Below are 26777 nucleotides of genomic sequence, written 5' to 3'. Positions count from 1 at the left end.
ATTAAATTTCCCTATAAAGTTTTATTAAAAATTAAGTTTTTTATTTGTACTACTAATTCTAATACGTTGCATCGAATCCCGATAACACGTTGTCTTGACAACCCTTTGGCTGCTGACTGATAACGAGACTAACACTTGAATTATTTTCCTGCAACTGCAGGAACTTTTTATTTATTACCTTGTCATGACATCACAAGTCATTGATAAATAAAGAAACAGAGACAGTTTAAATCGAATAATGTGATCGATCTCTGTGTTTACCTCATGATTTTAGAATGTTTACGCAATTTTTTTGTACGACAAAAATTCACGCTTGTGATTACTATCACGATCAAAATGTGATCCTTGTTTATATTTATTTTTATATAGCGATAAATTAAGTCTGATTTATTGTTGACTTCAAGTGCTTTTTTATAGACCAAGCACATATGAACAATCGTTCATATTTCATGCAACTATAAAAAGTTAGAATTACATAATTAGGTAAACGAATCAGATCGTTAAAATACTCTTCTATTATTCATTACTAGGGTGATAAAGCACATTTAAAAACGATTCAATCGATAACTAGGGTCAAAATAAGAAAATGTTATTTTTTAAAATATAAAATGAAAAATCATTTGTAGTATTAGTATTATCTTTCTTTTAAAAAACGACTGATTATTTGCTACAAAGGAATAATTAACCTCAATTCTGGATAAGCAAATCGATACAGCACCGTTATTTTCACGTATTTCAGCGTTAAATCATCTCCCAATAGCCAGCTATTGCTTCGATAATTTGCCTTGAACTACACAAAACTAACAGCACTGTATTGTATAAGTTTTTAACGTTTTGATATTAAAAGAATTTACGATTCCATTATCCAGAACTGAGGTTAGTTAATTTAAAAGTATAGTGAGAAAAAGAGTAATAAGAAGCAGTCATTGATAGCTTTATTAAAAAATGGAGCAGGTGAAGTTAAAACAGTCATAAAGAAAGTCTAACCACACCATTATTTAAGAATTAAACACGATCAAATTTCATATGACGAACCGTTGCATCGGTTCCTGCATAGCATTGTTTGATTAATGCAATATATAACTCCCCTGTCGCCAAAGCATCAACCAAGGCTCCATGAGATGAGTATTCAGGTAAACCATGACGTTCACGGATTGAGGATAAGCGAAAATCAGAAGTTCCAATATTCCCTTTATAAATACTTAGCGATTTTTCTATACTGAGTGTATCAACCCATAATAAAGGTAATGGTGGTAGATCATAACGTCGCTCAATATATTGATTTAAGAATTTTTTCTCTATCATACTACCGTGTACGATAATCACTTTGCCTATCATTGCGTTAAGTAAATTATCCATTACAGTTTCTAAGGGCAAACCTTGTTCAAGCATTTCGGGCACAATGTGATTAATGATCGCCGTTTCCGCTTTGATATGTTCATTGCTATGAATTAACATTTCAACGGCTTCATTAAGCAATAACTGCTGCTTTGTCATAGGCAAATAACCAACGCTTAATAAACTATCAACTTCAGCGTCGAACCCTGTTGTTTCGAAGTCGAGAGACAGATAGTCAAGCCCGATAATTTCATCATCTAAACTAGGTAGAGGCGCTAATAATAATGCCTTGATATGCTCAGGCAATGGATGATGTTCTGCCAAGTATATTTCACGCTCTCGTTTTAATTTATTGAGCGGATGGAAGTGATTTAGAATAGCGCGCATAAGTTCCCTTTATTTAAAGTACGAGTAAAACCAAACGTGATAACAACATTCCATATTATTATTCGCTATCAACAAAGCGTAGTTTGGTGTATTCCTGTAAATCAGCAATGATTCGGAAAGCATCTTTTAAATGCTTTCTTTCAAAGCTACCAAAAGCATTAGGATCGATATGATTATCCGGTACTTTACCTTCCTTAAGTGCAGTTAATTGTTGCGATAAACGCACTTGGGTAAGAAATTGAAATGATCCCAGAACATTTTTAAGCATATCTTCACTTAATAAATTATGTTCGTAAGCATGATTAAAACGCGCAATGGTTTCACCCTTTTCCGAACCCGATGACAACCCATAAATACGCGCTAAATCCACCAACAAGTTAATCGCGAACTTCTTAATATTAAGTGTGTTAGAGTTTTCACCACTCTTTTCTAATACTAAAGAATTAAAAATACCTAAAGGCGGACTAACAGAAACAGAATCGCTCACCATCGACGATAAAAATACGCTAGATTTTTTAATTGAATCAAACAAGTGCGTTTGTAATTCGGCATTAAAAGATTCATTACCGTATAACCAACGTGTTTCTAAAAATACGGTCACGTTTAACAAACTATCGTATTCAGGATTAGAAACCCATTTGCTATAAGAGGCTTTCCAAACTTTTAATGGCATGCACCATTTAGGATTAACAGCCATATATTTACCTGTGCATAAAGGATAAGCACAAGCATCAAGCGCATTACACACCCATGAAGCTAACTCTCTAAAGTATTCTCGATCTTCTGTCGTTGCATTATCAGATAAAATAATCGCATTATCTTGATCCGATAGCATATGTACTTCATTACGAGCATGCGATCCCGCAACAATCCAAGCATATTCACAAGGCGGTTCACCAAAGTGTTTTTCAGCCATTTGTAATAGACGACGATTATAAGCATCCATAATCATTGTCATCACATGACCAATAATATCGCCACTCACTTTACCTTCAACTAAGGCTTCAAAAATAGCTTGTCGCTCAGGCGTTAGAACAGAAAGATCGTCAACTGTATTCGCGTATTTAATTTTTTCAATTAAGAACACCGCTTGTATTCGGTTGTTTCTTACAAGGTGAGTCGTTGTTAATACTCCCACGACATTATTATTATCAACAACAGGTAAGCTACGAACGTTATTTTGCATCATGATTGATGAAGCTTTTAGCACTAAATCATTTGGCCCAACCGTTAATGGATTAGGCGTCATAATTTCTCTCACTGGGCGATTAAAATCCAATCCAGCTACAATCACACGTTTTGTCATATCTCGGTCAGTCACCAAACCAATGATTTCACCGTTTTCAGTGATCACTGCCGTTGGCGAACACACCGCCATTATCTCTCTCGCCACTTCACGAATAGGCGTAGAAGCATCAACTACTACAATTTTATCACTAGCAACTTCAGAGACTTTCTTAACAAAAACTCCCTTTTCGCTATCTGACCAAACAACGTCTAAAGCCGAGTGTAAACGCACTTGAACGTTACTTGCAAAATGCTCAGCAAAATCTGGGTATTCTTCTAGTAAATTTAATAAGTCTGAATGAGGGACTAAATAAAGTAATGTATTCTCAATCGCTGTTGCGCTGTAATCTTCTTGTTTTGATTCTTTTGCTTCATCTAAAAACGTAAAACCAAATAAATCTTCCGCACCTAACTTCGCACGTAACATACCGTTTAGTTTGCGCTGTTCCATTGAACCCGTTCGGATAACATAAAGGTAACGTAACTCATCTTCTCCGCCAAAATGGATTTGCTCACCTTTGGCTAAATAAGTAATTTTAATGCAACAAGCTATTTTACGTTGTAGATCTTTAGGTAACTTATCGAAGGGATCGATAGTGGCAATGAAATCATGAATGTTCGGAATTAATGTTTGATTCATACAAATCCTTTAAAATACAAGCGTAAATGACACAAGAATCATTCTATATGCTCAGAGAATGTCTTAAATACATAGAACTGTCTAGTTTGAATTGAAGGCAAATGATTTACTTTATATGAGCGTATATCAATCCAAGCCACTCAATTTAGATTAAGAGCATTCTAAACGACTTAGCGCCAACTCAGTTTCTATTACCAATACAATAATACAAATAAAAAAGAGCAAGGTGAAGAAGTAGATTTGATAAGTGAGAAATCATACCGATTACATTAAATGTATTGGCTAAACTTTCCACTGAAGAAGCAGTTCAATTCAACAATGAAATTTACGTAAGCAGTTGTTTTCTTTTTCAAAATTTACAAAAAAGTGAATTATTTTAACAACTAAAATAGATAAGGTATTTATTATGATTGGCATTAAACAGGGAGACAGTAAAGCAGGCGTAACCTGCTTTTAAAAAAATACCAATTCTACTAAGTCTGTTATCGACTCACCGGAATTGATATCATTTTGTGCTATTTGGTAAACGACGTTTACTTTTACTTAATAGGTCAATATTAGCTTGTCTTGCTTTATCAGAATCACCCGCCATGATCGCAGAATAAATTGCGCGATGCTCATTAATACAGGTGCTACCTTGAATTGAAGAGTGCGTAATAAAACTTTTAAACATAGTACATAACACATTCGCAAAAGGTAGATAAAAGCTATTCCCAGTTGATAAAAAGATTAAACGATGAAATTCTAAATCCGCTTCGGTCCAAGTCTCAACATTAAAATCTTTAGAAATATCATCCATTCTTTGGAAAGTCGCAGACAATTGTATACGTTGCTGAGCAGTCGCGTTCATTGCAGCTAAAGCTGCAGCTTCAGGCTCTAAAGCATTACGTAGCGATAAAAAGTCACGATAAACCGCTTCATTATCACCAATATCAATCAACCAGTCTAATAGTTGAGAATCTAAAAAATTCCAATTCTCACGTCCAGTAACACGTGTACCGACTTTAGGTTTAGACTCTAGTAATCCCTTTGAAGTCAGCAACTTAATCGCTTCTCTTAGTGATGTTCGACTTACTTTAAACTGCTCACATAAAGTCATTTCACCAGGAATAATTTCATTTTGGGCGACTTCCCCCGAGAGAATTTTACGCGCTATTTCACGTGCTAGCTGCACATGTAAACTGCGTTTTACTCCATCCATTTGTACGAATGCGCTATGCATAAGGTATCTTCCAGTTAATAATTTAGCTCAGAATAGTATTACAAATACTATTCATTGCCTACAAGAGCACGGTAAGCACTTCATCTTATGTGATTCAAATTTATAAATTGTTTTATTTTTGAGATACGCTACCAGATTAAATTGATAATTTTGCGCTTTTAACCCTTGAATGAGGCTTCTTGATAACAATTAGTTAACACTTATTTGAATGACAAAACGTATTTTTATTAAAGGTAATAAAACAAAACCCATCATAATGACGGGTTTTATAATGAATCAATTAATACAAACTAAACCGAGAACGGATATTTTATCGGTTCATGGCATTGATAACCCACCACTTCAAAATCATCCATAGTGACCCAAGTTTCTAAATCTTCAAGCGACTGGATTTTAGGATTAATTTTCAATTGTGGAGAAGCAAAAGGCTCACGCTTTAGTTGCACATCTTTCATTAAAGCTAATTGATCTTCATAAATATGTGCATTAACTATTTTGTGATACGCCTTACCTGCTTTTTTACCTGTGATTTGTGCCATTAATGCAAGAAAAGCAAACACTTGTACTTGGTTAAAATTTAATCCTAAGGGTACATCACATGAACGCTGATAACTGGTTAAGTGCAATGTGTCACCTAACAGTGAAAAAGTATGTGTGTGCATACAAGGGCGTAAACAACCCATTTCAAATTCACCAGGGTTATAAAAAGTAATGATTTCAGCTCTATCATCGATACCATTTTTCAGGTTCTCAACCACTTTTTTAAGCTGATCTAAACGACTACCGTCAGGCTTTGCCCATGCGCGAGCTTGAACACCATAAACACGCCCCATATCGTCATCGCCTTTACGATATTCACTATTTAACCAAACCTCATTAAGATTAGCATTCGCATCCCACGTTTTAGTGCCTAACGCACGAAAATCAGCGGCATTATCATAGCCACGGATATAACCTAGAAATTCAGCAATGGCAGATTTATAAAAACTTTTACGCGTCGTGATCATTGGGAATTGATTATTACCAACATCGTATTCCAGATCGGCATTAATCACTGTTAAACAACGTTTTCCCGTACGCTCATTTTCAATCCAAGTCCCTTGGTCAATAATGCGTTGGCATAACTCTAAATATTGCTTCATTATTATTTACCTTTGTTCGCTTTAGGCTGTTTACCTTTATGTTTAGGTGAACTTGCAACCGCTTCGATTGGATTTTTTTTGTAAGCATAAAACATTAAGCCAGAACCAATAATAATCATTGGTAAAGATAAAATCTGTCCCATACTCATGCCGAGTGTTAACAAACCAAGATGCGCATCAGGTTCACGAGCGAATTCAATAATAAAGCGGAATGTACCATAGCCTAATAAAAATAAGCCTGTCACAGAACCTGCTGGTTTAGGTTTACGTGTAAAAATGATGAGTATAATAAATAATGCAATGCCTTCCAACGCAAATTCATAAAGCTGCGATGGGTGACGAGGTAATGGACCCGCATTGTGGAAAATAATACCAAAAGGAGAATCAGTCACTCTTCCCCATAATTCAGAATTAATAAAATTACCAATACGTCCTGCACCTAAACCGACAGGTATCAATGGCATCAAAAAGTCGCCAGAAGCTAAAATGGAACGTTTATTACGTAGTGCATAAATAGAGCCCGCAATAGCAACCCCCAACACACCACCATGGAAAGACATGCCACCTTCCCAAATTCTAAATAAATAAAGTGGATCGTTTAAAAAAGCTGAGAATTGATAGAAGAAAACATAACCCGCTCGTCCTCCTAATATAACCCCCATAAAACAAACAAATAACAAGTCACTGGCTTGCTCACGGTTCCAAACACCATTGGATTTATCACAAGCACGGTTTGCCATCCAAAATGCAAAAGCAAAACCCACTAAGTACATTAATCCGTACCAGCGTATATCTAATGGGCCAAGACTGATTGCAATAGGGTCAATATTAGGTAGTACATAATGCGATGAGGACATATTTTTCTCTAATTAGTAATGCGAATAAAATAGTATGAGCGCCACATAATAACGAAATATGGAAATTAATAATATTGAAATTTGACTAGAGTATTAAAAGAGCTTTCTCTATCAAAGATAAAAACACTTTCTGAACCATAAAACCCTGATCTGTATTAATGCTTAAAATAATTTAATCATTAAAATGCACTTGTTATCAGTAAAGATAACCTATAGCCTCCCGCTATAATCCATGCCTTAACAACCAGTTAAGGCATTAATCGCGATCACTAAACAAAAATAATTAGTATTGCATAAAGCTAAAACCAAAATAGGACATATTTATGAGCCCCACTCCTACTCTTATTCAACGCATGATCAACGGCAGTCTCGTATTACAAATCGTTGTCGGTATTATCGCAGGTGTTTCCCTTGCAACTCTTTCTCCAACTACTGCTACCTCTTTTTCTTTTCTTGGTGGATTTTTTGTTGGTGCGTTAAAAGCAGTAGCTCCTATTCTTGTGTTTATCTTAGTGATTTCTTCTATTGCCAATCAAACTAAAGGCACACAAACTAACCTTAAACCTATTATCCATTTATATTTAATCGGCACTTTATTAGCATCGATTACAGCGGTTTTATTTAGCTTTTTATTTCCAACGTCACTTATCTTAGTCACAAGTGACGTCGCAATCACGCCACCAGAAGGCATAGTAGAAGTACTCAATACATTATTATTCAAAATAGTTGATAACCCAGTTAACGCATTATTAACAGGTAACTTCATTGGTATTTTAGCTTGGGCAATTGGTTTAGGCTTAGCTTTACAACATGCGAATGAGTCTACTAAAAATATGCTTCATGACCTTGCTAATGGCGTATCAAAAATCGTTCACCTAGTGATCCGTTTTGCACCCATTGGTATTTTTGGTTTAGTTGCAACAACATTTGCTGAAACAGGGTTTGAATCATTAATCGGTTATTCGCATTTGTTGGCTGTATTATTAGGCTCAATGTTATTTATTGCTTTTGTTGTTAACCCAATTATTGTGTATGTAAAATTACGCACTAACCCATACCCGCTTATCTTAAAATGTCTTCGTGAATCAGGTGTTACTGCATTCTTTACACGTAGTTCAGCTGCAAATATCCCAGTAAATATGGAATTATGTGAAAAATTAGATTTGCATGAAGATACTTACTCAGTATCCATTCCACTAGGTGCAACCATTAACATGGCTGGTGCAGCAATTACTATTACAGTCTTAACCTTAGCTGCTGTGCATACGCTAGGCATTGAGTTTGATATTTTAACCGCTATTTTATTAAGCGTTGTCGCTGCGGTTTCAGCTTGTGGTGCTTCAGGTGTTGCCGGTGGTTCATTATTATTGATCCCATTAGCATGTAGCTTATTTGGTGTGCCAAATGAAGTCGCAATGCAAGTAGTGGCTATTGGTTTCATTATCGGTGTAGTTCAAGATTCTGCAGAAACAGGTTTAAACAGTTCTACTGACGTTGTATTTACGGCGGCAGCTTGTCTTGCTGAAGAAGCAAAAGAAGCAGCATTACAAAAATGATTTATTGCTAATAAATAATGAATATAAAAAAACCGAGTTCAATTGATGGACTCGGTTTTTTATTGCTAATAAGTTAAGACAATTAGCTGCTATTTTTTACCTGCTCGAACAAATCCGCCTAAGCCTTTAGTATCTAAATAATCCACAAAATGCTGTTTAATAAATTGTCCATCATGCCCTTTTAAAGCCATCGCGGTACAAGTTTCTAACTCGGGAATCGTGACATGGTTAAGTAAATATTTAACCTTATTCATATTAAACGCATTCATACTCAATTTGCGATAACCTAACCCTAGCAATATTAATAATCCTATTGGATCGCCTGCAAGCTCACCACAAATGCTCACTTCAATATTATGCTCTTGGCTTTGTTGTAAAATGAGCTGCATTACCTGTAAAACAGCAGGGTGATAGCTATCAAATAAATCAGCAACTCGACTATTATTACGATCCACTGCTAATAAATATTGGGTTAAATCGTTGGTACCAACCGATAAAAAATCAACTTGCTCAGCCAACTGCTTAATAATAAATACAGCGGAAGGCACTTCAATCATGACCCCTAATTCAGGGAAAGGAAATTGCTCCGCCGTTAATTCATGCTCAATACAAACTTCTTTCCATGCTTGTTGGATCAGGCTTTTCGCTTCTTCAACTTCACCAATTGAACCAACCATAGGTAACATAATCCGTAAATTTTTACTGTTCATACTTGCACGTAACATGGCACGAATTTGGATCCTAAAAATATCAGGATGGTCCAAGGTTAAGCGGATACCACGCCAGCCTAAAAATGGATTTTCTTCAGTGATCGGAAAATAACTTAATTCTTTATCGCCACCAATATCTAAAGTACGCATGGTGACAGGGAAATTTTTATATTGCTCTAAAAGACGCTGATAAGTTTTTATCTGTTGTTGCTCTGTAGGAAAAGCACTGCTCAGCATAAAGGGTAATTCACTACGATATAAACCAATACCTGCAAAGTGTTGCTCATTGAAACGATCCAAATGCGCATTAAGACCCGTATTTAACAGCACTTCAATAAAGCAGCCATCTTTCGTCATAGCAGGTTGATCTGAGCCTTGATCCACCAGCGCTTTCATTTCATTCTCTTCTTTAAGCAACACATTATATTTTGCTTTCAAAGATTTATTAGGATCAACAATAATGGTACCAGCATAACCATCAATAATAATGTAACTATCAGCTATATTTTTTAATCTTATTGAAGCGCCTAATACAGCAGGAATACCTAATGCACGGGAAAGAATCGCAACATGAGAACTTAAACCACCTCGAACTGAAACAACCCCTTTTAACTTGTTAACCGGAATCATTGCGAGCATGGAAATAGTCACTTCTTCTGCAACTAAAATAATACCTTCAGAGAAGTTTTGTTTTTCATCATTGTGCTTTGTCAGGTGATACAGCAAACGCTGTCCGACATCTCGGATCTCTACGGCACGCTCTTTAAGATAGGTATCTTGCATGTTTTCAAACTGCTTAATATAGCTTTCAGCCACTCGCTTAATAGCACTTTTAGCAGTTAATTTATTCTCTTGTATTTGTACTTCAATGGCAGCTAATAAGGCTTTATCTTTTAATAAATGCCCATACACATCAAATAACACAAAGGCATCTTTAGATACTTGATCTTTAAGCGTAGTCGCCACTTTTGAAAATTCATCGGCACACGTCTGCACCGCTCCACGAAATAACCTTAATTCATGCGCCGTCTGCTCAGAGGTTTCAATCGTTACATCGCTTAATACAATATGTCCTTGTAAAACATGCGCTTTATTAATTGAAATTCCGGGACTAGCAGGGCTACCTTGAAGATGCAGAGAGCGATTTTTTTTAATTGATTTATTAGGCAAATCCATCATGGCTTTGCCTAACACACTGCCTAAATGTACAGACAAAGTAACAAGAAATGACTCTTCTAATTTATTAAATAAACGCGGTAATTTTTGCTGTGCAACCAATACGCCCATGACTTGACGCTTATGAATAATTGGCGTGCCTAAAAAAGAACTAAATTGCTCTTCGTTACTTGATGGAAGATATTTAAATTGAGGATGTTCAGCCACGTTTGCTAAGTTAATCGGTTCACCTTTTTGATAAACCAACCCCACAATCCCTTCATCGAGATTAAAATGGGTCGCACCAACAACTTGGCTCGCTAGACCTTCACTGGCCATCAAACTGAGTTTTTGAGTTTCTTTATTAGTGATAAAAATAGAACAACAATCCAAGTTCATTGTCGTTTTAGTTTGCTGGACTAATAAATTGATAGCGTCAGGGAGTGTTTCAGCCTCACCGAACTGTTCTACGATTTGACGAAGTTGGCTGAACATAAAACACTCCTATTACCATGAGAAAGTATTTATCGCTTAACAGATCCTCGACGAGGACGTTTATTTCTTTTTTTATCTTTACTGTGCATTAATGCAAAAGCAGCATTTGAAAACTCAGCTAATGCACGTCGATAGACATCGCGTTTAAATGACACAACCTGGCGAACCGGATACCAAAAAGTAACCCATCGCCAATCATCAAATTCAGGATGGCCGCAGGACTCAAACCCAATTTGATCTTCTTCAGCAATCAGTTGCAATAAAAACCAGCGTTGCTTTTGTCCTATGCATACTGGTGCAGGTGAATCCCAACGCACTAAACGTTTAGGTAATTTATAACGCAACCATTGACGGCTACTTACAATTATTTTCACATGTTCTGGTTTTAAGCCAACTTCTTCGTGTAACTCTCTATACATAGCTTGTTCAGGTGTTTCACCCTCTTTAATTCCACCCTGTGGAAACTGCCATGAATGTTGCCCGAAGCGTTTAGCCCATAATACTTGACCATTTTTATTGCAAATGATGATACCTACATTAGAGCGGTAACCATCAGTATCAATCATTAAAAACCTTAATAAGGTTAGATCTATCCTATTTATGCACAAGCTTTTAAGCTCTCGAATCGGATAAATGAAATTATAATTATGTATGCATAATTACACAGAAAGCCTTTACCATCAAACTGATAAACCACAAAAAAACCAAGCACTTCCTATTTACATCACGTTTACAGAAAATGAATTATAAAAACTATCCCCGAAATCTGTGCATAAGTTTGTGTACAATTAAAAATAAAGCGAAGATTAACAAGGTTCACTAAATATCAAGATCTTAATGGAATTTATAAAAAACAAACAATAACATTTAAAAACAGTGAGTTACAAAAAACACAATTAAAATCAGTTTAAAGATCTGTATTTAGATCCAGTACTTTTAATTCACAATCGAATGTGAGTATCTTGCGCGATTAAAAAATAAGCATTGCTAATTTAAAGCTCTATTTCTGTTTAAAAAACAAACACAAAGACGATTTTTAAAGAGCTTTTATTTAATTTTCAAAGATCAAAATAGTAACATTTAATAAAGTCCACTTATCCACTAAAATTGTGCATAACTCTGTGTAACTTTATTTTAAAACTATGAATAACCCCGAATAAGAAAAACAAGTACAATAAAATACTTGGTTTATTAATAGCTAGTGAGAATGATTATGAAGGCAACACCACAAACTGAAACTCAGTTATTACAATATTGTGAAGACATTGCCGGTCATTCATTAGCAGAACTAGCAGACATTGCTGGTATTCCAGTTCCTAAAGATTTACGTAAAAATAAAGGTTGGGTAGGTCAATTAATTGAATGGCATTTAGGTGCAACAGCGGGCAGCAAACCAGAGCAAGATTTTAAACATCTAGGTATCGAATTAAAAACAATCCCCATTGATAGACTGGGTAAAGTCTTAGAAACTACCTTTGTTTGCAGTACACCTATTTTACAAACCACTCATTTAACGTGGGAAAATAGCAATATCCGCAATAAGTTAAGTAAAGTATTGTGGCTACCAGTGCAAGGCGAAAGAGAGGTTCCTCTCGCCGAGCGCATTGTAGGCAATGGTTTTTTATGGACAGCTTCAACAACGCAAGAACAATTGATGATGCAAGACTGGAATGAGCTAATGGAAAAAATTGCCCTAGGTAAAATAGAACAAATTAGCGCTCGAGATGGCCAAGTTTTACAGTTACGTCCTAAAGCAGCAAATGGTAGCGTAGTCACTGACGCCTATGGTGAGCAAGGAGAACTTATCAAAGTACGTCCTCGTGGTTTCTATTTAAAGAAAGTATTCACACAAGATATTATCAATCAGCAATTTCACCTTTAACAACTCAAGCTTATTAAAGTGATCTATTCCCTCGTCTATAACGTTTGAATACATGGATTCGTGATGATTGTTAACGCGATAAATGCCAAGATACAAATTAACATATCAAACAGACACTACCACTGTAATAATTTACAGTGTATTATTTGCAGCAAGTAAGCTAGTTTCATGGTCAACATTGTCGTCATAATAACTATCTTCAACCGATTACAAACGTATATTCAAAGCATTAATGAGTGAGAAATAATGAACAATATTGAAATCCGTGGAGCCAAAACGCACAACTTAAAAAATATCAGCTTATCTATCCCTCGCGATAAATTAGTTGTGATCACCGGGCTTTCTGGCTCAGGTAAGTCCTCACTCGCTTTTGATACCTTATATGCCGAGGGTCAACGTCGTTATGTAGAGTCACTCTCTGCTTATGCACGTCAATTTTTATCATTAATGGAAAAACCCGACGTTGAACATATCGAAGGTTTATCGCCAGCGATTTCAATAGAACAAAAATCAACATCTCACAACCCACGTTCTACTGTCGGTACCATCACCGAGATTTATGATTACTTACGTTTACTGTTCGCGCGTATCGGTGATCCTCGTTGTCCAACACACGGCGTAACATTACATGCTCAAACAGTAAGCCAAATGGTTGATGCTATTTTAGCGCATCCTGAAGGCACTAAAATGATGTTGCTTGCGCCTATCGTAAAAGGTCGTAAAGGTGAACATGTTAAGACTTTCGAAAGCTTAGCCGCACAAGGATTTTTGCGTGCAAGAATCAATGGGGATGTTTGTGATTTAAGCGATCCACCAAAACTAGAATTGCATAAAAAACACACCATTGAAGTAGTTGTTGACCGCTTTAAAGTACGTGATGATTTAAAACAACGTTTAGCAGAATCCGTTGAAACCACCTTAGATTTAAGTCACGGCTCTGCTATTTTAGCGTATATGGATGATAGCGAACCCGAGCAACTTTTCTCAGCTAACTTCTCTTGCCCACACTGTGGTTACAGTATTTCAGAATTAGAGCCTCGTATCTTTTCATTCAATAGCCCATCAGGTGCTTGTGAAACCTGTGATGGTTTAGGGATTGAGCAATACTTTGATGAAAAGCGAGTCGTTACCAACCCAGAATTAAGCCTAGCAGATGGTGCAATTGATGGTTGGAGTAGTAAATCGAATTATTATTTCCAAATGTTATTTGCCGTTGCAGAGCATTATGGATTTTCACTCACCACGCCTTTTAAATCGCTCACTAAAAAACAGCAGCAATACGTGTTACATGGAACTGGTTCTGAAAGGATCTCTTTCAGTTACAGCAATGACAAAGGGGATATGGTTTCTCGTTTGCATGCTTTTGAAGGGGTTATTCCTAACCGAGCACGTCGTTATAAAGAAACTGAATCGCCAGCAATGCGTGAGTATTTAAGTAAATATATGAATCGCCAATCTTGTTCAAGTTGTGGTGGTTCGCGCTTAAAAGAATCATCGCGCCATGTATTTATCAATGATGTGAATTTATCTTATGTATCTGCGTTATCCATTGCCGATGCTGAAGAGTTTTTCCAAAACATTAAATTGGTTGGACAAAAAGAAAAAATAGCAGAAAAAATTCTGAAAGAAATTTTAGAACGCTTAAGTTTCTTAGTAAACGTAGGTTTAAACTACTTAAGCTTAGAGCGTAGTGCAGAAACCCTTTCTGGCGGTGAAGCGCAACGTATTCGTCTCGCAAGCCAAATTGGTGCAGGTTTAATGGGCGTGATGTATGTGTTAGATGAACCTTCAATTGGTTTACATCAACGTGATAACGAGCGCTTATTAAAAACATTAACTCATCTACGTGACTTAGGTAATACAGTGATTGTGGTTGAGCATGATGAAGATGCTATTCGACAAGCAGATCATATTATCGATATCGGCCCAGGTGCAGGTATTCACGGTGGCGATATTATTGCTCAAGGTAATTACCAAAAAATATTAAAAGCGAAAGGCTCATTAACCGCTGATTATTTAAGTGGTCGAAAAGCAATTGAAATCCCTGCCAAACGTACACCGTTAACAGGTAATTGGATCAAGCTAAAAGCCGCAAGTGCGAACAACTTAAAATCCGTTGATTTGTCATTGCCTTTAGGTGTTTTAACTTGTGTGACAGGTGTATCAGGTTCGGGTAAATCTACGCTGATTAACGATACTTTATTCCCGTTAGCACAAACAAAGCTAAACAAAGCAACCACAGTAGAAGCCGCTGCACATAAGAGCATTAGTGGTTTATCTCAGCTTGATAAAGTGGTTGATATTAACCAAAGCCCGATCGGCCGAACACCACGTTCAAATCCAGCCACTTACACAGGTATTTTCACACCAATTCGTGAACTGTTTGCTGCGACACCAGAATCACGTTCACGTGGTTACAAACCAGGTCGCTTTAGTTTTAATGTAAAAGGCGGACGTTGTGAAGCTTGCCAAGGCGATGGCATGATCAAGGTAGAGATGCACTTCTTACCTGATGTTTATGTCCCTTGTGATGACTGTAAAGGACAACGTTATAACCGCGAAACCTTATCCGTAAAATACAAAGGTAAAAACATTCATGAAACCTTGGATATGACAGTAGAAGATGCCTTTAAATTCTTTGAACCTGTTCCAGTGATTGCACGTAAATTACAAACCTTAATGGATGTAGGTTTGTCTTATATTCGTTTAGGGCAAGCGGCAACCACACTTTCTGGTGGTGAAGCACAGCGTGTAAAATTAGCTAAAGAGCTATCCAAGCGCGATACAGGTAAAACCTTGTATATACTTGATGAGCCAACAACCGGCCTACATTTCCACGATATCGCTCAGTTATTAAAAGTGATTCATACGCTGCGTGATAAAGGTAATACCTTAGTAATCATTGAACATAATTTAGATGTGATTAAAACAGCCGATTGGATCATCGATTTAGGCCCAGAAGGTGGTAACGGCGGCGGTGAAATTATTGCCGAAGGTACACCTGAAGCAGTGGTTAAAGTAAAAGGAAGTTATACAGGCCAATTCTTAAAGCCTATTTTAGATAAGGCTACGTTAGAAAATTAAATTCAAGAATAAAGTATTTTAAACAGTAACAAAAAAGCCATTAACATCTGCTAATGGCTTTTTTATTTTGAAAAATTTAAGGCTAAAAACTAATGGGTTTACGCTTTTTAGGCTGCGGCTTCTCTTTCGCTTGCGGTTTTACATCTTCGCTCACAGTCTCAACAAATGGTTCAATGTCAGACTCGTCAACCATTTCGTAACCTTCAGTTTGCCCTTTAATCGCCACATGTAAGTGTTCACCATTAAAGCTAATCAAATCGCCTGCATATACTTTTTTGCGTTTACGCGTTTCTTCTTCACCATTTAACAACACATAACCTTCACTGATCACTTGTTTAGCTTCACCGCCACCAGAAACAAGATTGCCAATTTTTAAGATCTTATAAAGCTCCGTTGGCTCTTCATTTACTTCCACCAGCGTGGCATAAATTTCTTCTTGTTGATCCTGTTGATGTTCTGACATTGTGTTTCCATATGAAGTTTAATAACGTAATTAAACCGATTGTAAACGCAACGCCGCAATAAGCGAACTATTTTCCAGTCAGGCTATGATCCCAATCTTTCCAAACTACCTCATAACCTTGGTTTTTAACTAATTCAGCCATCACCGCTGGTGAGCGTTCATCACTAATTTCAAACTGCTCTAACGCTGCTTCAGATTCCGCGGCATAACCACCCGGTTGCGTACTTGAGCCTGCACTTAATGAGGTAATGCCTAAAGGTAAAACATGGTTACGGAAATGCTCAGATTCACGCGTAGACAATGATAATTCCACTTCAGGGTTAAACAAACGATAAGCACAAATCAGCTGAACTAATTCTTTATCGTTCATCACTGATTTGATTTCCATTCCACCTTCACAGGGACGTAAACGAGGAAAAGAAATAGTATAACGACTTTGCCAATATTTTTTCTCAAGATAGGTTAAATGCGCCGCCACATAAAAGCAGTCTGTTCGCCATTCTTCCAGCCCAATTAAAGAGCCTAATCCCATTTTATGAATGCCTGCTTCACCTAAACGATCATGCGTATTTAAACGATAAATAAAATCAGATTTTTTACCTTTTAGATGATGCTCAGCATAAGTTACAGGATTATAGGTTTCTTGATAAACTAAAACCGAATCCACGCCATATTCGATTAATTCGCTATATTCATCTTTATCTAAAGGTTGAACTTCAATGGTAATGTGCGAAAAGTGTTTTTTAATCACAGGTAAAGCTTGCTTAAAATAGTCCATCCCAACTTTACGTTCAGATTCCCCCGTTACCAATAAGATATGATCAAATCCCATTTTCTTAATCGCTAAACATTCATTCTCTATTTCTTGCATATCCAATGTTTTACGACGTAATGCGTTATGCATTGAAAAACCACAATACGTACAAATGTTGCTACACATATTAGAAAGATAAAGCGGAATATAAAACTGTTGAGTTTTACCAAAACGTTGCAAAGTGAGTTGCTGAGACTTTTGCGCCATTTGCTCTAAATAAGGTTCTGCCGCAGGACTAATTAACGCCTTAAAGTCTTCCAAATCTAAACGCGATTTTGATAATGCACGTTGCACATCTGCATCTGTTTTAGCATAGATAGACATGCGAATATCATCCCATTGATACTCTTTTATCTTTTCACTAAAAGTCATAGACTTGCCTCAAGAAAAGCAGTTAACGGGCTGGATGCAACAGCTTGTGTGCTTTGCCCACCTAAACCAGATAAGTAAGCTTGGCGCCCTGCTTGTACGGCTTTAGCAAAAGCTTCACTCATTGCAACGGGATCGCCTGCAACGGCAATCGCTGTATTCACTAACACCGCATCAGCGCCCATTTCCATTGCCAAAGCAGCATGCGAAGGACTGCCTAATCCCGCATCCACAATCACAGGCACATTCGCTTGTTCAATAATAATTTCTAAAAAGTCAGCGGTTTTAATACCTTTATTTGAGCCAATCGGTGCGCCCAATGGCATCACAGCAGCACAACCCACCGCTTCTAAATGTTTACATAAAACAGGATCTGCATGGATATAAGGCAACACAATAAAACCTTTATTGGCTAACATTTCAGCTGCTTTTAAAGTTTCAATTGGGTCCGGTAGTAAATACTTAGGATCTGGATGGATTTCTAATTTAACCCAATTAGTTTGTAATGCTTCACGCGCTAATTCAGCAGCAAATACCGCTTCTTTAGCATTACGCGCACCTGATGTGTTGGGTAATAGATTCATGCCGTTTTTAATTAAAGGCGCTAAAATATCATCATCTTGATGCTGCATATCAACACGCTTTAACGCCATAGTCACTAATTCTGATTGCGATGCTTTGAGAGCTGCCACCATAGTTTGCTGATCATTAAATTTGCCAGTGCCTGTGAATAATCGAGAAGTAAAACTTTTATCGCCAATGACTAATTGATCTTTGCTTTGCATATCTTCAAATAACATTTTATCCACCTGCAATTGCTTGAAATAGAGAGATATTATCACCCTCGTTGATAATGTAACTTTCCCACTGAGAGCGAGTGATCACTTCCTGATTAACCGCAACTGCGCTGCCCATTAGCGGTTTATCTAACTGTAATAACAATCGTTCGATATTGGTGTTATCTGCCACCTCTACCACTTGTTCGTTAACTTGTATTTTCATCAGCGCTTTGCTCCTCAATGTAGCTTTATAACCATGTTCAAATAATTAAAGATGCCCACAGACTTTGCATGTTGGATCTTTGTTAATAACAAAGGTTTGCCAATCTAGTGTTTTCCCATCGAACAACTTCAATTTATTTTTAATACCAGAAGGTAGGCCAACAAAATATTTAATGACTTCTAATGCTTGTAGTGTGCCGATGGTGCCAACGACTGGGCCAATAATGCCTGAGTTACTACAATTGAGCGTTTGCTCTTCTGAGCTTGGAAAGAGGCAGTGGTAACAAGGAGAATCCGCTTCGCTATGATCAAAAAACATTAACTGTCCTTCAAAGCGGATCGCCGCGCCCACGATTAAAGGCACTTTTGCATCCACACAGGCTTTGTTAATCAACTGTCGACTTTGCATATTGTCGGTGCAATCTAAGACCAAATCGGCCATGGTTAACTCCATGGTAAGCTGATCTGCCTGCATTGATTTATTAATGCTACGCACTTTAATTTCAGGATTAATTTGTTGCAGTTTACGTTTAGTCACTTCCACTTTTGAGTCACCAACATCATCACTTTGATAAGTAATTTGACGCTGTAAGTTACTCACTTCAATGCTATCAAAATCACTTAATACCAAATGACCAATACCCGCAGCAGCAAGATATAAAGAAGCAGGAGAGCCTAATCCGCCCATTCCAATTATCAGTACTTTGGCATTTTTTAACGCTAGTTGACCTGTTTCACCCACGTCTTCTAATAGAAGGTGTCGGCTATAACGTAATAACTCTGCATCGTTCAACATGTTCAATCCTTCACTCTATTAACGCATGATTTCATTAAAGCGCTCGATAACCTGTTTAGGATCATCGGCACGTGTAATAGCGGTTACCACAGCAATACTGCCTACACCACATTCCCACACGGCTGGTGCGCGCTCTAAATTAATGCCGCCAATCGCAACCGTTGCCATATCCGACATCAAATTTGCATACTTAGACAAACGTGTTAATCCTTGCGGATCCGAAGGCATGTCCTTCGTTTGTGTTTCAAAAATATGGCCTAAAGCGATATAGCTTGGTTTAAGTTGTCTTGCGCGTAACATTTCATAATAACCATGTGTACTTAGCCCTAAACGCAATCCTGCGTCGGCAATTAATGGTAAATCTGCTACATCCATATCTTCTTGCCCAAGGTGCACACCGTAAGCGTTATGTTTAATGGCTAACTGCCAATAATCATTAATAAATAATCGTGCATCGTATTTTTTACCTAATGCAATCGCGTCGATGATTTGTTGTTCTACTTGTTCGGGTTGTTTATCTTTAATGCGTAATTGCAGTGTTTTCACCCCCATTTTTAAAACACGCTCTACCCATTCAACAGAATCTACAACAGGATATAAACCTAACTGTGTTGTATCACAAGGTTCAAAACCAGGACCCGCTTCTAAGCTACCCGGCAAATCCAGTTCATAACCAATACTTGATTCAGGCAACACAATTTCAGGGAAGTCAGAACGCTCCGTTGGCCAACCGCCATGTGCGACTGAACCTTCACCAGTCCCCAAGGCTTTTGAGGCTTTTAAACCTTGGTTGATATAAGCTTTGGCTAACACTAATGCGTCTTCAATAAAATAGTCTAAGGCTAAAGTCGCCGCAATCGCACTGGCTAATGTACAACCTGTTCCGTGCGTATGAACATCTTCTAGACGTGGACTGGTTAACGCAATTTCTCGCGTTCCATCACTCCAGTAATCCAGTGAAATTTGATCCACCAGCTCAAAGTGACCGCCTTTAATAAACACACTGCCACAGCCCATGCTGATTAACTTATCAACAGCAGGTTTAAATGATTCACCTGAAATTAATGCATGGCCAGATAACGTTAAAACTTCATTAACATTGGGTGTAAGTAAATCAACTTGTGGTAATAAATGGCTTTTAATAAATTCATTAATGCCTTCTTCTGCCATATTGTCACCAGTAGAGGCAACAGCGACAGGATCGTAAATAACAAAAGGTTTATGAGCCCAAGTTTGTTTATAGTGTGCGAGTTGTTGAGCAAGAATTTTGACGTGTTCAATGCTCGCAATCAGTCCAATTTTAATCACTTTAGCAGGCATATCGTCGGCTAATGCATCCAACTGCTGAAGAAACATTTTTTCAGAAACACTTTCAACTAAATGAACAGCTTTTGAGTTTTGCGCGGTAATTGCACTGATCACAGAGCAGCCATCCGCACCGAAATCATGAAAAGTACATAGGTCAGCCTGAATACCAGCGCCTGCGCTAGAATCCGAACTGGCAATCGTCCACACTATATTGTTCATATTTAACCTTTTTTTCATTTATTGAATATTGTACGAAGGTTAGCATAAAGAGGTTTAGTTTAAATCAAAGTGATTTGACGATGAATGAAACTAAACCGCTATACCTTTAATACACCTTAGGCTTTATCTAGCTTAGGAGGTTGATAAATCTCAGCCCCACTTTCGGTAAATTCTTTGGCTTTAATCGCCATACCTTCTTCCGCTGACATAGTGATGGTCTCATCTAATATTTTAATTGAGATTTCACCCGAATCTAACTTCGCCGTAAAGTCTCGAACATCCTGCGTAATTTTCATTGAACAGAATTTTGGACCACACATTGAGCAGAAATGGGCAACTTTGCCAGATTCCTGCGGTAACGTTTCATCGTGATATTCACGCGAGGTTACAGGGTCTAAACCTAGATTGAATTGATCTTCCCAACGGAATTCAAAACGTGCTTTAGATAATGCATTATCACGAATTTGTGCGCCGGGATGCCCTTTCGCTAAATCAGCCGCATGCGCTGCAATTTTATAAGTGATCAGTCCTACTTTTACATCATCTTTGTTTGGCAGACCTAAATGCTCTTTTGGTGTTACATAACAAAGCATTGCACAGCCATACCAACCGATTTGAGCGGCACCAATACCAGACGTAATATGATCGTAACCCGGTGCAATATCAGTCGTTAATGGACCTAGTGTGTAGAAAGGTGCTTCAAAACATTCTGTTAACTGTTTATCCATGTTTTCTTTGATCATTTGCATTGGAATATGACCCGGACCTTCGATGATCACCTGCACATCATATTCCCACGCAACTTTAGTTAACTCGCCTAACACTTCTAATTCAGAGAATTGCGCTTCATCATTTGCATCTGCAACGGAACCAGGACGTAAACCATCACCCAGTGATAACGACACATCGTATTGCTGACAAATTTCACAAATTTCACGGAAGTACTCGTAAGCAAAATTTTCTTTATGGTAAGTCAAACACCATTTCGCCATGATTGAACCACCACGCGAAACGATACCAGTGACACGCTTAGCGGTCATAGGCACAAAACGTAACAACACGCCCGCATGAATGGTGAAGTAATCCACACCTTGCTCTGCTTGTTCAATTAACGTATCGCGAAACACTTCCCAGCTTAAATCTTCAACCACACCATTTACTTTTTCTAATGCTTGGTAAATCGGTACGGTACCGATTGGCACTGGCGAGTTACGTAGGATCCATTCACGCGTTTCATGAATATTACGCCCCGTTGATAAATCCATTACCGTGTCACCGCCCCAAAGCGTTGACCAAACCAACTTCTCCACTTCTTCTTCAATTGAAGAGGACACAGAAGAGTTACCGATATTAGAGTTCACTTTTACTAAAAAGTTACGACCAATGATCATCGGCTCTAATTCAGGATGGTTAATATTTGATGGAATGATCGCACGACCTCTAGCCACTTCAGAACGAACAAACTCAGGCGTAATTGATTCCTGTAAGTTTGCACCGTAACTCTGCCCTGCATGTTGTGAAAGTAAGGCTTCACATTTAATACGCTCACGACCTTGGTTTTCACGAATCGCAATGTATTCCATTTCTGGTGTGATAATCCCCTGACGTGCGTAATGTAATTGCGTGACGCATTGCCCTTTTTTAGCACGTAATGGCTTAGGCAAATTGGCAAACCGTAATTCATCTAATGAATCATCGGCTAAACGCTCTTGCGCAAAGTTAGACGTTACACTCTCTAATGTTTCAACATCATCACGAGCGCCAATCCAAGCTTCACGCAAACGCGGTAAACCTGCATGCACATCTATTTTGATATTAGGATCGGTATAAGGACCTGACGTGTCGTAAACTGGAATCGGTTCATTTTTTTCATAAATTGGGTTTTCTTCAGAACCACCAACAAAGGTATCGGTTTGGTGGATTTGACGCATCGCGACTTTAATCGGATGAATCTCACCATCAATAAAGATTTTTTCTGAATTAGGGTAAGACTGATTATTCAAACTCTGAATATAGTCTTGTGCAGCTTGACGCGACTCACGACGAGATAGACCTTTACGATCTGTGGTTTTTAACGTTGAATTAATTTCTTTAGACATAGCATTCTTTACCTAGTTTAATATAAACGGCTTATAAAAGATTGCTTGTCGAATAGGTGTGGAAGTTAAAAAATATCCAAGAATGGAAAATAGATAGATATTTTCTACTTGTTCCCTTCGTAGGTATTAGCCCAATCAGGTTCCACGGATCCCACGCAACTGCTTTTTAAACACAGTTACTTATGTGGTCTCAGCCTTTGGGAAATTCCCATTAGCACTCCGACAAGATGCACGCAGTATAGAAGAAAAAGCGGCCGAGTTAAACAGAAGAAATTATTTACTTACTTTTAGACGACTCACTAGGCTCTTGAATTTGGTACAAGGTGCGATGATCATCGCAGACTTCTTCGCAGTCACAGCTTTTCTCAATCCCTAAACTGGAAAGGCCTCCACAACTACCTTGGATTCGACTTCTGCCAAAAAAAACACCCAATGCCATAAATACAATAACCAATAAAAAAACGGCAAACGTAATAATAAATTCCATTAACTTTTCCTTTAATGTTTACCACAGCACTTACCTTGATGTTTATGTTCATCAGCGTGGCCGCCACATTTTTCTCCGTGGTTATGTTCATGAGCATGCCCACCACATTTAGCACCATCAGCTTTTACAACGCCTTGCTCAGGTTCAGTTAATGGATTTTTTTGTAAAGCCGCATCTGTTAATATTTGCTCAAGACTATGACGAGTATTACCTTGCTCAACTTTGAAACCTGCATTCAATAATCTTGTTAAGTTTTTTTCACCAATTTTTCTTACAATGATTGAATCACAGTTCATTTTTTTAAATAACTCGACAATACTCTGCTTAGATCCACAACACCCACTCGACTCTATTGATGGGTTTTTATGAACAGCAATAAGCTCTTGTTGATCATTATAAAAATTAAATGCTTCGGATTTTGAGAATTGATGTGAAAGTTTATTGTTTGTCATCGCAATTGCATAAATCATAATATTTGTCCTTTAGATTCAGAAACAACAAGTTCTTCAGGCATCACTAAAGCATTTCCATTAATTAAAGCCGAGCTTATTTTAAAACGAGACTTTTTTAATATATTGGCAAAGGTTTGACGAGAAACTTGCATTTTTTTAGCCGCATCTTGTTGAGAAAGTCCTTCAATATCCACTAAACGAATTGCTTCAAATTCGTCCATTTCAATACTGATTTTCACCAATTCAGAAGCAGGAATACCATTAGGTTTAAATAAACTGCATTTAGCAAAACTTTCAGTACAAATATGGCGTTTAATTTTCGGTCTCATTTATATTCTCAACGATTTTATTTTAAGTGTTCAATTAGGTTCACACATGTTATCTTACTCAAGTAATTAGCATATGCCAATTACTTTATTCAATATACGTCTTAGAGGTCAATCATGTCGTCTACTCATCAAGCAGAAAAAGAACAATTAATAAAACAACTACAATTACTTTCTCCAGAAAAATCAACGCCTTCTTTAACATTAGTCAGCAAGCACACGAGCCATCAACATTGCATGTTATGTGGAAGCCATCCTGTATTAGGTTTGAAACTCAATTTTTATAGCGCTCAAACACAACAAGTATTCGCACATTTTAAAAGTTCAATTCATCAACAGGGCTACGAAGGGATCTTACATGGAGGTTTTTTATCCGCTTTATTGGACAGTAGTATGTGTCAGGCACTTTTTAACCAAGATATTGAAGGTGTTACAGGCGATATGAATATTCGCTTTTTACACGAAGTAAAAGTTAATAGTGAAATATTAATGATAGGTAAGGTTATCTCCTCTCGACATCCACTTCATAAAGTAGAAGCAGAACTGTATGTCGATGGCGTACTAATGGTAAAAAGTAATGCGCGATTTATGACAAAAGGCTTTGGAAAGAAATAATAGAATAAAATTTAAAATGCATTATTAACACGAGACATTAACTTATTAAGCAATTGAATTTCTTCTTCATTAAATCCTGCAGTCAGTTGCTTAGTGAGATTTAAATGTAATGCATCATGCTCTTGAAACAACTTTGTGCCTTGATCTGTTAATTTAACTAAAATCGAACGTCGGTCAGTACCATGTGGAACTCGTTCAACTAGCTTTGCTTTTGTTAAATTATCAACTAAAACAGTTAAAGTGCCTGTTGTCACACCGACTTTATTCGCTAACTCCTTCATCGGCATTGAGCCGAAGGCACCTAAAATTTCAACTGCATGTATCAATGTTAGCGAAACTCCCTTATCTTTTACTATTTTTAGTTCCCATGATGATAACTTCTCATAGAACTCAATAAAGGCATGATTTAGATTTTCACTCTCAGATTTCATTACAACTCTCATTATTAGCTTTTAAGACATTCTATCTGAGTACATTTGTTAACTTCAATAGTTAGATGTGCCAAACGCTCAAACGGCTTTAATAAATTATGGTAATAATCTGTAGAGAATGGATTATGTGAAACGATAGTTATTTCTGCAGCATAATGGTCCGCACTAATTGACCAAATATGAATATCAGCAACTTGATGGTCATCTTGCTGTTCAATGCAATTTATTACCTTTTGCTGGTAGTTCCTTTCTATACTCTTATCCAACAAAATGGGAGCTGTCTGACTTAATAACCCCCATGCCCATTTACTAATAATCAAAGCTCCGATTATTCCCATTATTGGATCTAACCAATTTAATCCAAAATAGCTTCCCATTAATAATGCAATGATTGCTAATATAGAAGTTAAAGCATCTGCCATTACATGGAAGTAAGCAGCACGTAAATTGTGATCATGTTGCTCTGTATGAGAATGGTCGTGATCGTTGTCATGGTGATGATGTTTATGACTATGATGATCTTTTAATAAAAATACACTTACAATATTCACAAGTAAACCAACGCAAGCAACCAAAATTGCTTCTTTAAAATGAATTTGCTCTGGGCTGAATAAACGCACAGCAGACTCAATTGCCATAATCAGGGCAACTAAACCTAATGCAATTGCACTAGTGAAACCTCCCAACACACTGACCTTCCCAGTACCAAAAGCATACTTAGGATTGTTTTTATGTTTACGGGCATAACGGTAGACGAATAAAGTGATCATAAACGCTGCGGCGTGTGTCCCCATATGCCAACCATCAGCAAGCAAGGCCATTGAACCATAAATAGTACCTGCAACTATCTCCGCAAACATGGTGCTAATAGTTAGTAGTAAAACATATAAAGTATTACGTTCACCTTGTTCATTTTGATTAGAAAAATCATGTTGATGCTGCCAAGGTTTAAGTGAATGATATTGGGCCATTATTATTTCCTATTCAAAAAAGACTCAAACAATAATCTCACCAACTAGTTTGATTATCAAACTATATGAAAAACAAACTACTTAAATAGAATCTAGATCAATTCCACAACAAAAATAATGGCTAAGGGAATAAAAAGTCTAACTAGTTAAGAATTACTTCTTAGCAGCAGCTTTATCAGCTTTATCAGCTTTAACTTTTTCACTAGATCTTAAAATAAAGGCTTCTGCTACCTCAGTAGGACAAGGCATGACCTTTTTGAACTCCATAGAGAACTGAAGTTAACACTCAAAAATTTCCGCTAACACAAACGAGCAGATACAAAAAAGCCCCGATAGTTTTCACCATCGGGGCTTATAAAAAAGTCTAACTAGTTAAGAATTACTTCTTAGCAGCAGCTTTTTCAGCTTTAACTTTTTCACTAGATCTTAAAATAAAGGCTTCTGCTACGTTAGTAGGACAAGGCATAACCTTTTTGAACTCCATAGAGAGCTGACCACGAACAGGAGCCGCAGAGCTTCTCCACTCATATACTAAACTGTCGTCTAATTCGCTCTGCAGCATTGTACGTAGAGAACTGAAGTTAACACTCAAAAATTTCCGCTAACACAAACGAGCAGATACAAAAAAGCCCCGATAGTTTTCACCATCGGGGCTTATAAAAAAGTCTAAC

At 37.3% G+C, this 26777-nt stretch carries 24 protein-coding genes and 1 riboswitch; of the genes, 4 read left to right on the top strand and 20 right to left on the bottom strand.

Annotation, left to right across the window (positions count from 1 at the left end):
• Positions 1 to 1005 precede the first annotated feature (1005 nt).
• The 5 genes from E2R67_RS11560 to lgt form a co-directional block, all read right to left on the bottom strand.
• Complete coding sequence (locus E2R67_RS11560) at positions 1006 to 1725, bottom strand: 3'-5' exonuclease (RefSeq protein WP_134291111.1); 720 nt, start codon at positions 1723 to 1725, stop codon at positions 1006 to 1008.
• 58 nt (positions 1726 to 1783) lie between these two features.
• Positions 1784 to 3652, bottom strand: coding sequence for a DUF294 nucleotidyltransferase-like domain-containing protein (locus E2R67_RS11555; RefSeq protein ID WP_134291110.1), 1869 nt, complete (start codon positions 3650 to 3652; stop codon positions 1784 to 1786).
• 505 nt (positions 3653 to 4157) lie between these two features.
• Positions 4158 to 4874, bottom strand: a complete 717-nt coding sequence (locus E2R67_RS11550) for a FadR/GntR family transcriptional regulator (protein ID WP_134291109.1) — start codon at positions 4872 to 4874, stop codon at positions 4158 to 4160.
• A 290-nt stretch (positions 4875 to 5164) separates the two neighbouring features.
• Positions 5165 to 6016: a thymidylate synthase gene (locus E2R67_RS11545; protein ID WP_134291108.1), complete on the bottom strand. Its 852-nt coding sequence runs from the start codon at positions 6014 to 6016 to the stop codon at positions 5165 to 5167.
• A gap of 2 nt (positions 6017 to 6018) precedes the next feature.
• Positions 6019 to 6873: a prolipoprotein diacylglyceryl transferase gene (lgt, locus tag E2R67_RS11540; RefSeq protein ID WP_134291107.1), complete on the bottom strand. Its 855-nt coding sequence runs from the start codon at positions 6871 to 6873 to the stop codon at positions 6019 to 6021.
• A 323-nt stretch (positions 6874 to 7196) separates the two neighbouring features.
• On the opposite strand from lgt, the gene sstT reads away from it, so the two are divergent.
• Positions 7197 to 8429: a serine/threonine transporter SstT gene (gene sstT, locus E2R67_RS11535; RefSeq protein WP_134291106.1), complete on the top strand. Its 1233-nt coding sequence runs from the start codon at positions 7197 to 7199 to the stop codon at positions 8427 to 8429.
• 89 nt (positions 8430 to 8518) lie between these two features.
• Here the strand turns inward: sstT and ptsP are convergent, their stop codons facing one another.
• Positions 8519 to 10789: a phosphoenolpyruvate--protein phosphotransferase gene (gene ptsP, locus E2R67_RS11530; RefSeq protein ID WP_134291105.1), complete on the bottom strand. Its 2271-nt coding sequence runs from the start codon at positions 10787 to 10789 to the stop codon at positions 8519 to 8521.
• Between the two features lie 29 nt (positions 10790 to 10818).
• Positions 10819 to 11355 (bottom strand): RNA pyrophosphohydrolase, encoded by a 537-nt coding sequence (gene rppH / locus E2R67_RS11525; RefSeq protein ID WP_134291104.1) that lies wholly within the window; start codon positions 11353 to 11355, stop codon positions 10819 to 10821.
• Between the two features lie 647 nt (positions 11356 to 12002).
• Here rppH and mutH point away from each other — a divergent pair.
• Both mutH and uvrA read left to right on the top strand, forming a co-directional pair.
• Positions 12003 to 12671 (top strand): DNA mismatch repair endonuclease MutH, encoded by a 669-nt coding sequence (gene mutH, locus E2R67_RS11520; RefSeq protein WP_134291103.1) that lies wholly within the window; start codon positions 12003 to 12005, stop codon positions 12669 to 12671.
• 246 nt (positions 12672 to 12917) lie between these two features.
• A complete protein-coding gene (gene uvrA, locus E2R67_RS11515) occupies positions 12918 to 15755 on the top strand; it encodes an excinuclease ABC subunit UvrA (protein ID WP_134291102.1) in 2838 nt (945 codons plus the stop codon).
• A gap of 82 nt (positions 15756 to 15837) precedes the next feature.
• Here uvrA and E2R67_RS11510 read toward each other — a convergent pair whose 3' ends face one another.
• From E2R67_RS11510 to E2R67_RS11465, 10 genes are all read right to left on the bottom strand, one after another.
• On the bottom strand, positions 15838 to 16218 hold the full coding sequence (locus tag E2R67_RS11510) for an RNA-binding S4 domain-containing protein (RefSeq protein ID WP_134291101.1): 381 nt from the start codon (positions 16216 to 16218) through the stop codon (positions 15838 to 15840).
• 67 nt (positions 16219 to 16285) lie between these two features.
• Entirely contained in the window at positions 16286 to 17404 is a 1119-nt protein-coding gene (gene thiH, locus E2R67_RS11505) for a 2-iminoacetate synthase ThiH (RefSeq protein ID WP_134291100.1), read from the bottom strand.
• Complete coding sequence (locus E2R67_RS11500; RefSeq protein WP_134291099.1) at positions 17401 to 18201, bottom strand: thiazole synthase; 801 nt, start codon at positions 18199 to 18201, stop codon at positions 17401 to 17403. Before E2R67_RS11500 ends, thiH begins: the two co-directional genes overlap by 4 nt.
• Before the next feature lies 1 nt (position 18202).
• Positions 18203 to 18403: a sulfur carrier protein ThiS gene (gene thiS, locus E2R67_RS11495; RefSeq protein WP_134291098.1), complete on the bottom strand. Its 201-nt coding sequence runs from the start codon at positions 18401 to 18403 to the stop codon at positions 18203 to 18205.
• A gap of 45 nt (positions 18404 to 18448) precedes the next feature.
• Positions 18449 to 19198 carry a HesA/MoeB/ThiF family protein gene (locus E2R67_RS11490; RefSeq protein WP_134291097.1) on the bottom strand — a complete coding sequence of 250 codons (750 nt, stop codon included), beginning with the start codon at positions 19196 to 19198 and terminating at the stop codon, positions 18449 to 18451.
• An 18-nt stretch (positions 19199 to 19216) separates the two neighbouring features.
• Positions 19217 to 20725 (bottom strand): thiamine phosphate synthase, encoded by a 1509-nt coding sequence (gene thiE, locus E2R67_RS11485; protein WP_134291096.1) that lies wholly within the window; start codon positions 20723 to 20725, stop codon positions 19217 to 19219.
• 116 nt (positions 20726 to 20841) lie between these two features.
• Positions 20842 to 22824 (bottom strand): phosphomethylpyrimidine synthase ThiC, encoded by a 1983-nt coding sequence (thiC, locus tag E2R67_RS11480; protein WP_243837005.1) that lies wholly within the window; start codon positions 22822 to 22824, stop codon positions 20842 to 20844.
• Positions 22825 to 22919: 95 nt separating this feature from the next.
• Positions 22920 to 23056, bottom strand: a riboswitch (TPP riboswitch).
• Between the two features lie 45 nt (positions 23057 to 23101).
• The gene (nqrM, locus tag E2R67_RS11475) at positions 23102 to 23311 is read right to left on the bottom strand and encodes a (Na+)-NQR maturation NqrM (RefSeq protein WP_134291095.1); all 210 of its coding nucleotides are present in this window, start codon (positions 23309 to 23311) and stop codon (positions 23102 to 23104) included.
• An 11-nt stretch (positions 23312 to 23322) separates the two neighbouring features.
• Positions 23323 to 23781 (bottom strand): NifB/NifX family molybdenum-iron cluster-binding protein, encoded by a 459-nt coding sequence (locus E2R67_RS11470; protein WP_134291094.1) that lies wholly within the window; start codon positions 23779 to 23781, stop codon positions 23323 to 23325.
• Positions 23778 to 24092 carry a DUF134 domain-containing protein gene (locus tag E2R67_RS11465; protein WP_134291093.1) on the bottom strand — a complete coding sequence of 105 codons (315 nt, stop codon included), beginning with the start codon at positions 24090 to 24092 and terminating at the stop codon, positions 23778 to 23780. The genes E2R67_RS11470 and E2R67_RS11465 overlap by 4 nt, the downstream gene beginning before the upstream one ends.
• Before the next feature lie 114 nt (positions 24093 to 24206).
• Between E2R67_RS11465 and E2R67_RS11460 the strand changes: the two genes are divergently transcribed.
• Entirely contained in the window at positions 24207 to 24704 is a 498-nt protein-coding gene (locus tag E2R67_RS11460; RefSeq protein ID WP_134291092.1) for a PaaI family thioesterase, read from the top strand.
• Positions 24705 to 24715: 11 nt separating this feature from the next.
• On the opposite strand, the gene E2R67_RS11455 is transcribed toward E2R67_RS11460, so the two are convergent.
• The 3 genes from E2R67_RS11455 to E2R67_RS11445 form a co-directional block, all read right to left on the bottom strand.
• Positions 24716 to 25135 carry a MarR family winged helix-turn-helix transcriptional regulator gene (locus tag E2R67_RS11455; protein ID WP_134291091.1) on the bottom strand — a complete coding sequence of 140 codons (420 nt, stop codon included), beginning with the start codon at positions 25133 to 25135 and terminating at the stop codon, positions 24716 to 24718.
• A gap of 14 nt (positions 25136 to 25149) precedes the next feature.
• Positions 25150 to 26106 carry a CDF family Co(II)/Ni(II) efflux transporter DmeF gene (dmeF, locus tag E2R67_RS11450; RefSeq protein WP_134291090.1) on the bottom strand — a complete coding sequence of 319 codons (957 nt, stop codon included), beginning with the start codon at positions 26104 to 26106 and terminating at the stop codon, positions 25150 to 25152.
• Positions 26107 to 26485: 379 nt separating this feature from the next.
• Positions 26486 to 26698 carry a hypothetical protein gene (locus E2R67_RS11445; protein ID WP_134291089.1) on the bottom strand — a complete coding sequence of 71 codons (213 nt, stop codon included), beginning with the start codon at positions 26696 to 26698 and terminating at the stop codon, positions 26486 to 26488.
• Positions 26699 to 26777 lie beyond the last annotated feature (79 nt).

Origin of the sequence: Psychromonas algicola, from assembly GCF_004378355.1 — a bacterium.
Classification (GTDB): Bacteria; Pseudomonadota; Gammaproteobacteria; order Enterobacterales; family Psychromonadaceae; genus Psychromonas.
Note: the sequence above shows the minus strand (reverse complement) of the source record. Positions and strands in the feature narration are given on the sequence as shown.

Coding starts and splice junctions, on each gene's coding strand:
- E2R67_RS11465 (WP_134291093.1), bottom strand. CDS start 24,092: ATGAGACCGAAAATTAAACGCCATATTTGTACTGAAAGTTTTGCTAAA.
- E2R67_RS11490 (WP_134291097.1), bottom strand. CDS start 19,198: ATGTTGAACGATGCAGAGTTATTACGTTATAGCCGACACCTTCTATTA.
- rppH (WP_134291104.1), bottom strand. CDS start 11,355: ATGATTGATACTGATGGTTACCGCTCTAATGTAGGTATCATCATTTGC.
- thiE (WP_134291096.1), bottom strand. CDS start 20,725: ATGAACAATATAGTGTGGACGATTGCCAGTTCGGATTCTAGCGCAGGC.
- nqrM (WP_134291095.1), bottom strand. CDS start 23,311: ATGGAATTTATTATTACGTTTGCCGTTTTTTTATTGGTTATTGTATTT.
- E2R67_RS11460 (WP_134291092.1), top strand. CDS start 24,207: ATGTCGTCTACTCATCAAGCAGAAAAAGAACAATTAATAAAACAACTA.
- sstT (WP_134291106.1), top strand. CDS start 7,197: ATGAGCCCCACTCCTACTCTTATTCAACGCATGATCAACGGCAGTCTC.
- ptsP (WP_134291105.1), bottom strand. CDS start 10,789: ATGTTCAGCCAACTTCGTCAAATCGTAGAACAGTTCGGTGAGGCTGAA.
- E2R67_RS11555 (WP_134291110.1), bottom strand. CDS start 3,652: ATGAATCAAACATTAATTCCGAACATTCATGATTTCATTGCCACTATC.
- thiS (WP_134291098.1), bottom strand. CDS start 18,403: ATGAAAATACAAGTTAACGAACAAGTGGTAGAGGTGGCAGATAACACC.
- E2R67_RS11470 (WP_134291094.1), bottom strand. CDS start 23,781: ATGATTTATGCAATTGCGATGACAAACAATAAACTTTCACATCAATTC.
- E2R67_RS11500 (WP_134291099.1), bottom strand. CDS start 18,201: ATGTTATTTGAAGATATGCAAAGCAAAGATCAATTAGTCATTGGCGAT.
- mutH (WP_134291103.1), top strand. CDS start 12,003: ATGAAGGCAACACCACAAACTGAAACTCAGTTATTACAATATTGTGAA.
- E2R67_RS11455 (WP_134291091.1), bottom strand. CDS start 25,135: ATGAAATCTGAGAGTGAAAATCTAAATCATGCCTTTATTGAGTTCTAT.
- E2R67_RS11560 (WP_134291111.1), bottom strand. CDS start 1,725: ATGCGCGCTATTCTAAATCACTTCCATCCGCTCAATAAATTAAAACGA.
- uvrA (WP_134291102.1), top strand. CDS start 12,918: ATGAACAATATTGAAATCCGTGGAGCCAAAACGCACAACTTAAAAAAT.
- thiH (WP_134291100.1), bottom strand. CDS start 17,404: ATGACTTTTAGTGAAAAGATAAAAGAGTATCAATGGGATGATATTCGC.
- E2R67_RS11545 (WP_134291108.1), bottom strand. CDS start 6,016: ATGAAGCAATATTTAGAGTTATGCCAACGCATTATTGACCAAGGGACT.
- lgt (WP_134291107.1), bottom strand. CDS start 6,873: ATGTCCTCATCGCATTATGTACTACCTAATATTGACCCTATTGCAATC.
- dmeF (WP_134291090.1), bottom strand. CDS start 26,106: ATGGCCCAATATCATTCACTTAAACCTTGGCAGCATCAACATGATTTT.
- E2R67_RS11510 (WP_134291101.1), bottom strand. CDS start 16,218: ATGTCAGAACATCAACAGGATCAACAAGAAGAAATTTATGCCACGCTG.
- E2R67_RS11550 (WP_134291109.1), bottom strand. CDS start 4,874: ATGCATAGCGCATTCGTACAAATGGATGGAGTAAAACGCAGTTTACAT.
- thiC (WP_243837005.1), bottom strand. CDS start 22,824: ATGTCTAAAGAAATTAATTCAACGTTAAAAACCACAGATCGTAAAGGT.